Genomic DNA, 10,971 nt, shown 5'->3' with positions numbered 1-10,971 from the left:
CGAGAGGGGGGATTTGATCGATTTTGTCCATTGCTTCGTTGGAAAGTCTTGAAATATCGACATATCCCTTCGCCTTTCCGCCTCGCACTGAACAAAATCGCTTCAAACCTCGAGCGTGGAATTAATGGGTCCTGACCCTAGGTGGTGTTTACATTCAGAGGCAACATTTGAGAGCAGCGACGAGATTGAGGAAGCCAGCGTAGTTTCTGGCGAGTTTGTCGTAGCGAGTGGCGATCCTTCTGAAGTGTTTGATCTTGTTGAAGAAGCGTTCAATCAGATTGCGGTCTTTGTAGAGGGATGCGTCGAAGGCTCGCCACGCTGCGGTAATCTTCCGTCGCGGGACGACCGGCCTTGCACCTGCCGCGGCGATCGCATCCATGGCGCGCTGGCCATCATAGCCTTTGTCGGCGAGGACATGGTTTGTGCGCAGCCCAGCGAGGAGCGCGTCGATCTGGGTGATGTCGTTGCGTTCGCCACCGGTCAGAATGAAGCGGACCGGGTTGCCCAAAGCGTCGGTCGCGGCATGGACCTTGGTGCTCAGCCCGCCCTTGGAGCGTCCGAGCGCGTGAGCTTCAAACCGATCTTCGGATCGATCGCTTTTTTTGGGGCACCGGCACTGTGCTGATGCGCCCGCACGATGGTGCTGTCGACGAGGATATACTCGAAGTCGGCATCATCGCTCAAAGCCCTGAACAGATTCTCCCAAACGCCGCTGCGGCACCAGCGGTTGAAGCGCTGATATACTGTGTGCCAGCGCCCGAACTCCTTCGGCAATACCCGCCAGTGCGCGCCGGAACGCGCCAGCCACAAGACAGCCTCGACAAATAATCGATTGTCCCGACCCGTCCGGCCAGCATCGCTCGCCTTGCCCGGGAGATGAGGCTCAATCCGCCCCCAAAGCGCGTCACTCAGTTCCTGTCGATCCATCCATGCTGACCTCCATACAGCCAGCAGCTTGAATCACACTTACCCACAAATGGAAATCCTGAATGTAAACACCGCCTAGAGGCGTTCGTCGGGCCTCGGCGCGGCGTCTTTCTCGTCCAGCTCTGCAACGGCTGCGTCCAGATCGCCCTCCGCCTCTTGCGCTGGGGTATCGGCCTCGCCCGCCGTCTTGTCCCCAAGCGCCGGGGACAAGGCGCCGCCGAGCGCCGCAGCGAGCCCCTTGATCTGCTCGCCGATCACCGCATCGACCGCCGGCGCGATGTCGGCGACCTTGAAACGCATATAGCCGCCGACGACATAGTCGAAGCGCAGCGCGCTGCCCGTCGGCGTTTCCTTGATTTGAATCGTCAACGTTCCGCTGACCGCTTCGCCTTGCAGCGGCCCGAGGGCGCCCGAGAGGCGGAGCAGTTCGTTGGGTTTGGCAAAGACGATGCGCGCGTGCTGGACACTACCCAGCCCCGCCCCCGCATCGGGCAGCTTTTCGCAAAAGCAACCGCCGGCCTGCGAATCGAGCCAGAAATTCGCCGCGTCGCCCGACCAGCTGTGCTCCTTCGACCACCAGCTCTGCGGCATCCGCAGCATCTTCCACACCTCGGCGGGCGGCGCGGCAACCTGCGCGGTGTGTGCGACGGTGAAGCCGATCTCGCTCTGGTCGATGATCTTGGCCTGCGCTGTCGGCGCAGACACAAGCGCGCCCAGCACGGCAAAGCGCGTCATATACCGGAAAATTGCCATCTGCCTGTCCCCCTTGCCGCCTTCAATAACCGGAGGCGAAGGGGCTGACTAGCCAGCGGTGCTGAGGATCGTTTCGATCGCGTCGTTCACCTGGTCGATCGGCGCCATGCCGTCGACGTGAGTGACGATACCGCGCTCTTCGTAGATCGGCAGGATCGGTGCGGTCTTGGCGCGATATTCGGCCATGCGCGTGCGCACCGTTTCCTCATTGTCGTCGGGGCGGCGCTTGAAATCATGGCTGCCACAGACGTCGCAGGTGTCGGCCGCCTTGGGCAGCTTGTAGCGGTCGTGATAGCCCGCACCGCAGCTGGCGCAGCTGAAACGGCCGGTGATGCGATCGACGAGGGCGTCTTCCTCCACCTGCAGTTCGATGACATGGTCGAGCTTGCGCCCGCGCGCCGACAATATCGTGTCGAGCGCGTCAGCCTGCGCCGCGGTGCGCGGATAACCGTCGAAGATCACCGAAACATCGTGGCCGAGCGCGTCGAGCCGCTCGCCGATCAATCCCGAAACAATGTCGTCGGAAACGAGTTCGCCCGCGTCCATCACCGCCTTGGCCTGGAGGCCGAGCGGGGTTCCTGCTTTGACTGCGGCGCGCAGCATGTCGCCGGTCGACAGCTGGACCATGCCATGCTCATCCTCAAGCCGCGAAGCCTGCGTTCCCTTGCCCGCCCCCGGCGGTCCGAGCAAAATGATATTCAGCGTCATGGAAGCCCCTGTTCCCGTGCGTGTCGCGGCCCGCCCTAACGAAGGCTTCAGCGCCGTGCAACGCCGCCCTTCAATTTGGCCTTTTTGATAAGGTCGCCATATTGATGCGCCAGCATGTGGCTCTGGATCTGGCTGATCGTATCGATCGTGACATTGACGACGATCAGCAGGCTCGTGCCGCCGAGATAGAAGGGCAGCCCCGACTGCGCGATGAAATATTCGGGGACCAGACAGATGACCGCAAGATAGGCCGCGCCGATCACGGTGATGCGCGTCAGCACGAAGTCGAGATAGGTCGCGGTATTCTTGCCCGGACGGATACCGGGAATGAAGCCGTTCTGTTTCTTCAGATTCTCGGCGGTTTCTTCGGGGTTGAAGACGACCGCTACGTAAAAGAAGCAGAAGAAGATGATCCCTGCGGCGTAAAGCGCCATATAGAGCGGCTGGCCGTGCGCGAGATATTGGTTGAGCGAAATCAGGAAGTCGCCCCACATGGTGTCGCCCTGCACATTATTGCCCATCATCTGCGTGACGGTGAGCGGCATGAGCAGCAGCGACGAGGCGAAGATCGGCGGGATAACCCCCGCGGTGTTGACTTTGAGCGGCAGGTGGCTGCGGTCGGCCTGCATCACGCCGCGCTGCGTCGCGCGCTTCGGATATTGGACGAGAACGCGGCGCTGCGCACGTTCCATGAAGCTGATGAAGGCGATGATGGCGATGCCGCCCGCGATCACCGCGATCACCGTGCCGCCGCCCATCGATCCTTCGCGCACCTGCGTGAACATCTGCGCAAAGCTGCGCGGCAGCTGCGCCAGGATGCCGGCCATGATGATCAACGACACGCCGTTGCCGATCCCCCGGCTGGTGATCTGTTCGCCGAGCCACATCAGGAACAGCGTACCGCCGACGATCGAGATGACCGCGCCGATGCGGAACATCATGCCGGGATCAACAACCGCCGCAATACCCTGCGATGCGCCGAGCGTTTCGAGCCCGACGGCAATGAAATAGCCCTGAATGGCGGTCAGCGCCACGGTGCCGTAGCGCGTATATTGATTGAGTTTCTTGCGCCCGCTCTCGCCCTCTTTCTTGAGTGCGGCGAGACTGGGCGAAAGCGCCGCGGCGAGCTGAACGACGATCGACGCCGTGATATAAGGCATGACACCGAGCGCGATGATGCTCATGCGCTCCAGGCTGCCGCCCGAAAAAGTATTGAAGATGTCGAGGACGCCGCCCGACGCTGCCTGGTCGTAGAGCCGCGACAGCGCGACCGGGTCGACGCCCGGAAGCGGGACGAAGGAGAGGAAACGAAAGACGATCAGCGCGCCGATCGTGAACCAGATGCGGTTCTTGAGTTCGGTCGCCTGACCGAATTTCGAGAAGTTGAGGTTCGAAGCAAGCTGGTCGGCGCGAGAGGCCATGGGTGTTTTCCTCGAGGATATTCCGGACCGCGCCCCCCGCGACCCGGCGCCTATGTGCGTTCGACGGTCACGAAGCGCAAGGGGAAAGGCCAATTTTGCAAAGCAGCTCGTCGATACCGGCTGCGTCATCCGTTCGCATCGAACAGGAAATATCAGGTCGTCGAACGACGAAGGGGCGGCCCGTAGCCCGAGCCGCCCCTTTGCCGGATTATTCCGCCTTGGCTTCGGCCGGAGCCGCGGGCAATTCGACCTTGCCGCCCGCCTTCTCGACCGCCTCGATCGCGCCCTTCGACGCACCGGCAACGGCGAATGTCAGCTTCGCGGTCAACTCGCCCTTGGCGAGGAGGCGAACGCCGTCCTTGCCGCCGCGGGCGACGCCGGCGGCCTTGAGCGCAGCGTGATCGACGGTCTTCTTGGCGTCGAGCTTCTTTTCGTCGATCAGCTTCTGGATCTGGCCCAGGTTCACGATCGCGAAGTCCTTGGCAAAGATGTTGTTGAAGCCGCGCTTCGGAATACGCATGTGGAGCGGCATCTGGCCGCCCTCGAAGCCGTTGATCGACACGCCCGAGCGGCTCTTCTGGCCCTTCTGGCCGCGGCCGCCGGTCTTGCCCTTGCCCGAGCCGATACCGCGCCCGACGCGCATCCGGCCCTTGCGGGCGCCGTTGTTGTCACGAAGTTCGTTAAGCTTGATAGTCATGGTTGCACTCGCTTTCGCTGTGTTCGCGCTGTGGACCGAAGCAGTTCAGTCCGGTTCGATTTCACTCGACGGCTGAAAGCCGGGATAGGGCCCGGCCTTCTCCATCACGATGGCCTGGGCGACATAGCCGCGGCCGTCGACATTGGTGATCGACGGGCTGCCGTGAAGCTGCCACCCCCGGTTGAGCAATCCTTCGACACGCGCGCAAAATTCGCCGTCGTCTGGACCGGTCAACAGGCGGTAGAGCTTCATGCGCCTTTAGCCCTCGACAACTTCCACCATATGGGGAAGCTTGCGGATCATGCCGCGCACTTCGGGGGTGTCGACCAGTTCGACCTCGCGGTGCATCTTGCCCAGGCCGAGGCCGGTCAGGATCTTGCGCTGATCCTTGGGACGACGGATCGGCGAACCGATCTGGCGGATCTTGATCTTCTTGTCAGCCATCGTCTTACTCCGTCACCGCCGCGGCTTCGGCCTCGGCAGCGCGGTCGGACGCGCCGCCACGCTTGATGAGGTCCGACACCTTCTTGCCGCGACGCTGCGCGACCGACTTGGGGCTGGTCTGTTCGCCCAGCGCCTCAAAGGTCGCGCGGATCATGTTATAGGGGTTCGACGTGCCGACCGACTTGGTCACGACGTCCGCAACACCCAGCGATTCGAACACGGCGCGCATCGGGCCGCCGGCGATGATGCCGGTACCCGCGGGCGCCGAACGCACGGTGACATTGCCGGCGCCGAAGTGACCGCGGCCGTCGTGGTGCAGCGTGCGGCCGTCGCGCAGCGGAACGCGAATCATCGCCTTCTTCGCAGCGGCGGTCGCCTTCGAAATCGCCTCGGGCACTTCGCGCGCCTTGCCATGACCGAAACCGGCGCGGCCCTTGCCGTCGCCGACGACGACAAGCGCGGCGAAACCGAAGCGCTTGCCGCCCTTCACCGTTTTCGACACGCGGTTGATGTGGACGAGCTTTTCAATGAGCTCTTCGCCGCCATCTTCGTCGCGCGGACGGCGATCGTCGCGGCGGCCACGGCCACCGTCACGACCGCCCCGACCGCCATCGCGGCCGCCGCCACGGCCGCGGCGCGGCGCCTGGTTCGTGACGTCGGCGTTGGTCGTTTCGGGAGCCAGAGTCGCCTCGGGCTGATTGCCCTGGCCGGTGCTGTTCTCGTCTGCCATCATTAAAACTCCAATCCGCCTTCGCGCGCCGCGTCGGCCAGCGCCTTGATGCGCCCGTGGAACAGGAAGCCGCCGCGGTCGAACACGACCTGCGAGACACCCGCCTTCTTGGCGGCAGCGGCAAGGCGCTTGCCAACGTCGGCAGCCGCCGCGGTGGTCGCGCCGCTCTTGCCGCGCACATCCTTGTCCAGCGTCGAAGCCGAGGCCAGCGTCGTGCCGGCAGCGTCATCGATAAGCTGCGCATAGATGTGACGGCCCGAACGGTGAACCGAAAGGCGCGGACGCCCGGCGGCACGCTGGCGAAGGGCGGTGCGAACGCGCTGGCGGCGTTTTTCGAAAGGGGTAAGATGTGCCATGGCTTACTTCTTCTTGCCTTCTTTGCGGAAGATGTACTCGCCGCGATATTTGATGCCCTTGCCCTTATAGGGTTCGGGCTTGCGCCAGCGGCGGATTTCCGCCGCGACCTGGCCGACCTTCTGCTTGTCGATGCCGCTGATCTCGATCGTCGTATTATCCGGCGTCTTGATCTCGATGCCTTCAGGCACCGCAAAATCGACATCGTGGCTGTAGCCGAGCTGGAGCTTCAGCGTCTTGCCCTGCGAGTTGGCGCGATAGCCAACACCGGTGATTTCGAGCACCTTGGTAAAGCCCTCGGTCACGCCCGTGACGAGGTTCTGCACCAAAGTGCGCTGCATGCCCCAAAAGGCGCGCGCTTCGCGGGTGTCGTTCGCGGGCTGAACCGAAATGCTGCCTTCGCCGACTTCATATTTGATGTTGTCGGACAGCGGCATCGCGAGCGTGCCCTTCGGCCCCTTGACCGACAGCTGGCCGCCGTCGATCGCGGCGGTGACACCGCTCGGAATCTCGACTGCCTTTTTACCAATGCGCGACATCAGAACACCTCCGCCAGCACTTCGCCGCCGACATTATGTTCGCGGGCTTCGGCGTCCGACAGGACGCCCCGCGGGGTCGACACGATGGTGATGCCCAGGCCGTTGCGGACGATCGGCAGCTCTTTCGAACCCGAATAGACGCGGCGTCCGGGCTTGGACACGCGGGCCACGTGGCGGATCGCCGGCTGGCCCTCGAAATATTTCAGCTCGATGCGGATGCCCTTGTGCTGGCCCTTTGCGCCCAGCGCTTCTTCGCTGTAGCCGCGGATATAGCCTTCGCGCTGGAGAACATCGAGAACGCGGACGCGCAGCGTCGAAGCCGGTGTCAGGACGCTGTCCTTTTTCGCCTGCTGGCCGTTGCGGATGCGGGTGAGCATATCACCCAGAGGATCGGTCATTGCCATCTTGCGTCTTCCTTACCAGCTCGACTTCACAACGCCGGGGATCAGGCCCTTGTTGGCCAGATCGCGGAGCTGAACACGGCACAGCCGGAACTTGCGATAATAGGCGCGCGGACGGCCCGTCAGCTCGCACCGGTTGCGGATGCGGGTCGGATTACCGTTGCGCGGAATTTCCGCCATCTTGAGACGTGCGATCAGACGCTCGCCATCGTCAAGCGACGTATCCGCCGCGATCGCCTTCAGCTTCGCATAGCGGCCGGCATATTTCTTCACCAGCTTCTTGCGACGCTCATTCTTGTTTACCGAACTCAGTTTCGCCATGACTTAAGTTCTCTTTCCTTCTTGAAAGAGCCTGCCTGGTCCCGTGTTGGGATCAGGCGGCTTCCTTTTCCTGCGCTTCGATCGGGAAGGGGAAGCCGAACAGCTTGAGCAGTTCGCGGGCCTCTTCGTCGGTGCGAGCGGTGGTGGTGACGATCACGTCCATGCCGCGCACCTGGTCGATGCGGTCATAGTTGATCTCGGGGAAGATGATCTGTTCTTTGAGGCCCATGGCGTAGTTGCCACGGCCATCGAAGCTCTTCGCCGAAACGCCACGGAAATCGCGGATGCGCGGCATCGCGATCGTGATCAGGCGGTCGAGAAATTCATACATGCGCTCGCGGCGCAGTGTGACCTTGCAACCGATCGGCATGCCTTCGCGCAGCTTGAACTGGGCGATCGACTTCTTCGCGCGGGTGACGACGGGCTTCTGACCGGCGATCAGCTCCATTTCGGCTGCCGCGGCTTCGACCTTCTTCTTGTCCTGCGTGGCTTCGCCGACACCCATGTTGAGCACGATCTTTTCGATCTTCGGCACTTCCATCGCATTCTTGTAACCGAACTTGTCGGTCATCGCCTTGACGATCTTGTCGTCGTACAGCTTGCGCATGCGCGGGGTGTAGTTGTCAGCCATTGATCGTCTCCCCGGACTTCACGGCCACGCGGACCTTCTTGCCGTCCTTGGTTTCAAAACGAACGCGCGTCGGCTTGCCGGTCTTGGGATCGGCCAGCGCAACCTTGCTCGCGAACAGCGGCGCTTCCTTGCGTTCCAGGCCGCCCTGCGGATTCTGCTGGGTCGGCTTGCGGTGGCGCGTGATGACATTGACGCCCGCGACGACGACCTTGCCGTCTTTCGGCAGGCTTTGCGTCACTTCGCCGGTCTTGCCCTTGTCCTTGCCGGACAGGACGACGACCGTGTCGCCCTTCTTGATCTTGTTCGCCATGGTCAAAGCACCTCCGGCGCCAGGCTGATGATCTTCATATAGCCACGGCCGCGCAGTTCGCGGACGACGGGGCCAAAGATACGCGTGCCGATCGGCTCTTCATTCTTGTTGACGAGCACGGCGGCGTTGCTGTCGAAACGGATCACCGAACCGTCCGCGCGGCGCACGTCCTTCGCGGTGCGGACGATGACGGCGCGATGCACGTCGCCCTTCTTCACCTTGCCGCGCGGCTGGGCTTCCTTGATCGACACGACGATCACATCGCCCACGCCGGCGGTGCGACGCTTCGAGCCGCCCAGTACCTTGATGCACTGGACACGCTTCGCGCCGCTGTTGTCGGCGACTTCCAATTGTGACTGCATCTGGATCATCGATGCATTTCCTTCTTCCTTGGCCTACCGGGCCGTCCCGGCGGTTCCGTCAAAATCTGACGAAGCCCTCAGGCTTCGGCCGCTTTCGCCTTGGCCCGGGTTTCGACCTTGTCGAGAACCTTCCAGGTCTTCAGCTTCGAAATCGGCTTCGTTTCCTCGATGCGGACGGTTTCGCCGGCCTTGACGGCATTGTCCTCATCATGGGCGTGATACTTCTTCGAACGGCGGATGATCTTGCCGTACAGAGGGTGCTTCACCTTCCGTTCGACTTTCACCACGACGGTCTTGTCGCCCTTGTCGGACACCACCGTGCCGGTCAGAATGCGCTTCGGCATGATAGGTCTCCTTACTTCGCGGCCGAGCGCGAACGCTCGGTCTGCACGGTCTTGATGCGGGCGATCGAGCGCCGCACTTCCTTGACGCGCGAGGCCTTTTCGAGCTGACCGGTCGCCGCCTGGAAGCGGAGGTTGAACGCCTCGCGCTTCAGTTCGCCGAGCTGTTCGGCAAGCTGATCGTCGGTCTTGGCCTTGAAATCGTCGGTCTTGGCCATGTCCTTAACCCTCCAGGTGCGAGGTGTCGCCGAGGCGGGCGACAACCTTCGTCTTGATCGGCAGCTTCATCGCCGCACGCTCGAACGCCAGCGCGGCCACGGGGCCGGGAACACCGTCGAGTTCGAACAGGATGCGGCCGGGCTTTACACGGGCGGCCCAATATTCGGGTGAACCCTTGCCCTTACCCATACGGACTTCGGCTGGCTTCGACGACACGGGAACGTCGGGGAACACGCGAATCCAGAGGCGGCCCTGACGCTTGATCGCACGGCTGATCGCGCGGCGCGCCGCTTCGATCTGGCGCGCGGTGATGCGCTCGGGTTCCATCGCCTTCAGGCCATAGGAGCCGAAGTTCAGGCTGGTCCCACCCTTGGCATTGCCATGGATGCGGCCCTTGAAAGCCTTGCGGAACTTGGTTTTTTTCGGTTGCAGCATGTCAGCGTTCCTTAGCGGCGATCTTCACGCGCCGGACGGACACCGGTTGTCTGCGCGTCGAGCATCAGACGGTCGGTCGCCATCGGGTCGTGACCCAGGATCTCGCCCTTGAAAATCCAGACCTTGATGCCGCAAACCCCGTAAGCGGTGTGCGCTTCGGCCTCGGCATAATCGACATTGGCGCGCAGCGTGTGCAGCGGCACCCGGCCTTCGCGGTACCATTCGGTGCGCGCGATTTCCGCGCCGCCGAGACGGCCGGCGCAGTTGATGCGGATGCCCTCGGCGCCCAGACGCATCGCCGACTGAACCGCGCGCTTCATCGCGCGGCGGAAGGCGACACGACGCTCGAGCTGGTCGGCAATACCCTGGCCGACGAGCTTGGCGTCGACTTCGGGCTTGCGGATTTCGACGATGTTCAGCGACACGTCGCTGCCCGTCATCTCACCCAGCTTCTTGCGAAGCTTTTCGATGTCTGCGCCCTTCTTGCCGATGATGACGCCCGGACGGGCGGCATAGATCGACACGCGGCACAGCTTCGCGGGACGCTCGATCACGACCTTCGAGATCGCGGCCTGCGGCAAGGTCTTGAACACATATTGGCGGATCTTCAGGTCCTCGACCAACATGCGGCCATAGTCCTGACCCTCGGCGAACCAGCGGCTGTCCCAGGTGCGGTTGACCTGCAGGCGCAGGCCGATCGGATTGCTCTTCTGGCCCATCTTACGCCTCTTCTTCCTGTTCGCGCACGACGATGCGGATGCGGCTGAACGGCTTGACGATCCGGGTCGACTTGCCGCGGCCACGCGCGTGCCAGCGCTTCATCGAGAGCGACTTGCCGACGCTCGCTTCCTTGACGACGAGCGCGTCGACGTCGAGGTTGTGGTTGTTTTCCGCGTTGGCGACAGCGCTGGCCAGAACCTTGCGCACGTCAACCGCCATCGCCTTCTTCGAGAAAGCGAGGACGTTCATCGCGTCTTCGACCTTGCGGCCGCGAATCAGCGCGGCGACGAGGTTCAGCTTCTGCGCCGACCCGCGAATCTGCGTGCCGACCGACAGCGCCTCATTATCCGCAACGCGGCGGGGGGACTTTTCCTTGCCCATTAGCGTTTGCCCTTCTTGTCGGCCGCGTGACCGGGGAAGAAGCGCGTCGGCGCAAATTCACCCAGCTTCATGCCGACCATGTCTTCATTGACCGACACCGGCACGAACTTGCGGCCGTTGTAGACGTTGAAGGTCAGCCCGACGAACTGCGGCAGGATGGTGGACCGGCGCGACCAGGTCTTGATCGGCGCAGTGCTGCCGCCGTCCTGGGCCGTTTCGGCTTTCTTGAGGAGATGAAGGTCGACGAATGGACCCTTCCAGACCGAGCGAGCCATGG

The 10,971-nt window shown here is 62.8% G+C and carries 20 protein-coding genes and 1 pseudogene; all 21 read right to left on the bottom strand.

Annotated elements, in window-relative coordinates:
• Positions 1-154: 154 nt before the first annotated feature.
• The 21 genes and pseudogenes from RIA72_RS17470 to rpsS all read right to left on the bottom strand — a co-directional run bounded on the left by RIA72_RS17470 (position 155) and on the right by rpsS (position 10,969).
• Positions 155-927: pseudogene (locus RIA72_RS17470) on the bottom strand (IS5 family transposase).
• Between the two features lie 75 nt (positions 928-1,002).
• Entirely contained in the window at positions 1,003-1,680 is a 678-nt protein-coding gene (locus tag RIA72_RS17465; protein ID WP_350033337.1) for an SRPBCC family protein, read from the bottom strand.
• A gap of 48 nt (positions 1,681-1,728) precedes the next feature.
• On the bottom strand, positions 1,729-2,388 hold the full coding sequence (locus tag RIA72_RS17460; RefSeq protein ID WP_350033336.1) for an adenylate kinase: 660 nt from the start codon (positions 2,386-2,388) through the stop codon (positions 1,729-1,731).
• Between the two features lie 47 nt (positions 2,389-2,435).
• Positions 2,436-3,809, bottom strand: coding sequence for a preprotein translocase subunit SecY (secY, locus tag RIA72_RS17455; RefSeq protein WP_350033335.1), 1,374 nt, complete (start codon positions 3,807-3,809; stop codon positions 2,436-2,438).
• Positions 3,810-4,017: 208 nt separating this feature from the next.
• The gene (gene rplO / locus RIA72_RS17450) at positions 4,018-4,506 is read right to left on the bottom strand and encodes a 50S ribosomal protein L15 (RefSeq protein WP_350033334.1); all 489 of its coding nucleotides are present in this window, start codon (positions 4,504-4,506) and stop codon (positions 4,018-4,020) included.
• A gap of 45 nt (positions 4,507-4,551) precedes the next feature.
• A complete protein-coding gene (locus RIA72_RS17445) occupies positions 4,552-4,758 on the bottom strand; it encodes a DUF1737 domain-containing protein (RefSeq protein WP_350033333.1) in 207 nt (68 codons plus the stop codon).
• A 6-nt stretch (positions 4,759-4,764) separates the two neighbouring features.
• Positions 4,765-4,950 carry a 50S ribosomal protein L30 gene (gene rpmD, locus RIA72_RS17440; protein ID WP_120221719.1) on the bottom strand — a complete coding sequence of 62 codons (186 nt, stop codon included), beginning with the start codon at positions 4,948-4,950 and terminating at the stop codon, positions 4,765-4,767.
• 4 nt (positions 4,951-4,954) lie between these two features.
• The gene (rpsE, locus tag RIA72_RS17435) at positions 4,955-5,680 is read right to left on the bottom strand and encodes a 30S ribosomal protein S5 (protein ID WP_350033332.1); all 726 of its coding nucleotides are present in this window, start codon (positions 5,678-5,680) and stop codon (positions 4,955-4,957) included.
• Between the two features lie 2 nt (positions 5,681-5,682).
• Positions 5,683-6,036 (bottom strand): 50S ribosomal protein L18, encoded by a 354-nt coding sequence (rplR, locus tag RIA72_RS17430; RefSeq protein WP_350033331.1) that lies wholly within the window; start codon positions 6,034-6,036, stop codon positions 5,683-5,685.
• A 3-nt stretch (positions 6,037-6,039) separates the two neighbouring features.
• Positions 6,040-6,573, bottom strand: a complete 534-nt coding sequence (rplF, locus tag RIA72_RS17425) for a 50S ribosomal protein L6 (RefSeq protein ID WP_350033330.1) — start codon at positions 6,571-6,573, stop codon at positions 6,040-6,042.
• On the bottom strand, positions 6,573-6,977 hold the full coding sequence (gene rpsH / locus RIA72_RS17420; RefSeq protein ID WP_054589697.1) for a 30S ribosomal protein S8: 405 nt from the start codon (positions 6,975-6,977) through the stop codon (positions 6,573-6,575). Before rpsH ends, rplF begins: the two co-directional genes overlap by 1 nt.
• A gap of 12 nt (positions 6,978-6,989) precedes the next feature.
• On the bottom strand, positions 6,990-7,295 hold the full coding sequence (gene rpsN / locus RIA72_RS17415) for a 30S ribosomal protein S14 (RefSeq protein WP_058454356.1): 306 nt from the start codon (positions 7,293-7,295) through the stop codon (positions 6,990-6,992).
• A gap of 52 nt (positions 7,296-7,347) precedes the next feature.
• Positions 7,348-7,926 carry a 50S ribosomal protein L5 gene (gene rplE / locus RIA72_RS17410; protein ID WP_350033329.1) on the bottom strand — a complete coding sequence of 193 codons (579 nt, stop codon included), beginning with the start codon at positions 7,924-7,926 and terminating at the stop codon, positions 7,348-7,350.
• Positions 7,919-8,236 carry a 50S ribosomal protein L24 gene (rplX, locus tag RIA72_RS17405; protein ID WP_257546113.1) on the bottom strand — a complete coding sequence of 106 codons (318 nt, stop codon included), beginning with the start codon at positions 8,234-8,236 and terminating at the stop codon, positions 7,919-7,921. Before rplX ends, rplE begins: the two co-directional genes overlap by 8 nt.
• A gap of 2 nt (positions 8,237-8,238) precedes the next feature.
• On the bottom strand, positions 8,239-8,607 hold the full coding sequence (rplN, locus tag RIA72_RS17400) for a 50S ribosomal protein L14 (RefSeq protein WP_011543078.1): 369 nt from the start codon (positions 8,605-8,607) through the stop codon (positions 8,239-8,241).
• A 68-nt stretch (positions 8,608-8,675) separates the two neighbouring features.
• Positions 8,676-8,942, bottom strand: coding sequence for a 30S ribosomal protein S17 (gene rpsQ / locus RIA72_RS17395; protein WP_350033328.1), 267 nt, complete (start codon positions 8,940-8,942; stop codon positions 8,676-8,678).
• 11 nt (positions 8,943-8,953) lie between these two features.
• Positions 8,954-9,157 carry a 50S ribosomal protein L29 gene (rpmC, locus tag RIA72_RS17390; RefSeq protein ID WP_350033327.1) on the bottom strand — a complete coding sequence of 68 codons (204 nt, stop codon included), beginning with the start codon at positions 9,155-9,157 and terminating at the stop codon, positions 8,954-8,956.
• 4 nt (positions 9,158-9,161) lie between these two features.
• Positions 9,162-9,593, bottom strand: coding sequence for a 50S ribosomal protein L16 (gene rplP, locus RIA72_RS17385; RefSeq protein ID WP_120221711.1), 432 nt, complete (start codon positions 9,591-9,593; stop codon positions 9,162-9,164).
• 11 nt (positions 9,594-9,604) lie between these two features.
• Complete coding sequence (rpsC, locus tag RIA72_RS17380; protein ID WP_350033326.1) at positions 9,605-10,312, bottom strand: 30S ribosomal protein S3; 708 nt, start codon at positions 10,310-10,312, stop codon at positions 9,605-9,607.
• A 1-nt stretch (position 10,313) separates the two neighbouring features.
• A complete protein-coding gene (gene rplV, locus RIA72_RS17375) occupies positions 10,314-10,694 on the bottom strand; it encodes a 50S ribosomal protein L22 (protein ID WP_011543083.1) in 381 nt (126 codons plus the stop codon).
• On the bottom strand, positions 10,694-10,969 hold the full coding sequence (rpsS, locus tag RIA72_RS17370) for a 30S ribosomal protein S19 (protein ID WP_120221708.1): 276 nt from the start codon (positions 10,967-10,969) through the stop codon (positions 10,694-10,696). The genes rplV and rpsS overlap by 1 nt, the downstream gene beginning before the upstream one ends.
• Positions 10,970-10,971: the final 2 nt, after the last annotated feature.

It is taken from the genome of Sphingopyxis sp., assembly GCF_040216815.1.
Lineage (GTDB): Bacteria > Pseudomonadota > Alphaproteobacteria > Sphingomonadales > Sphingomonadaceae > Sphingopyxis.
The sequence above is the reverse complement of the archived record's forward strand: the minus strand, read 5'-3'. Positions and strand labels throughout refer to the sequence as shown.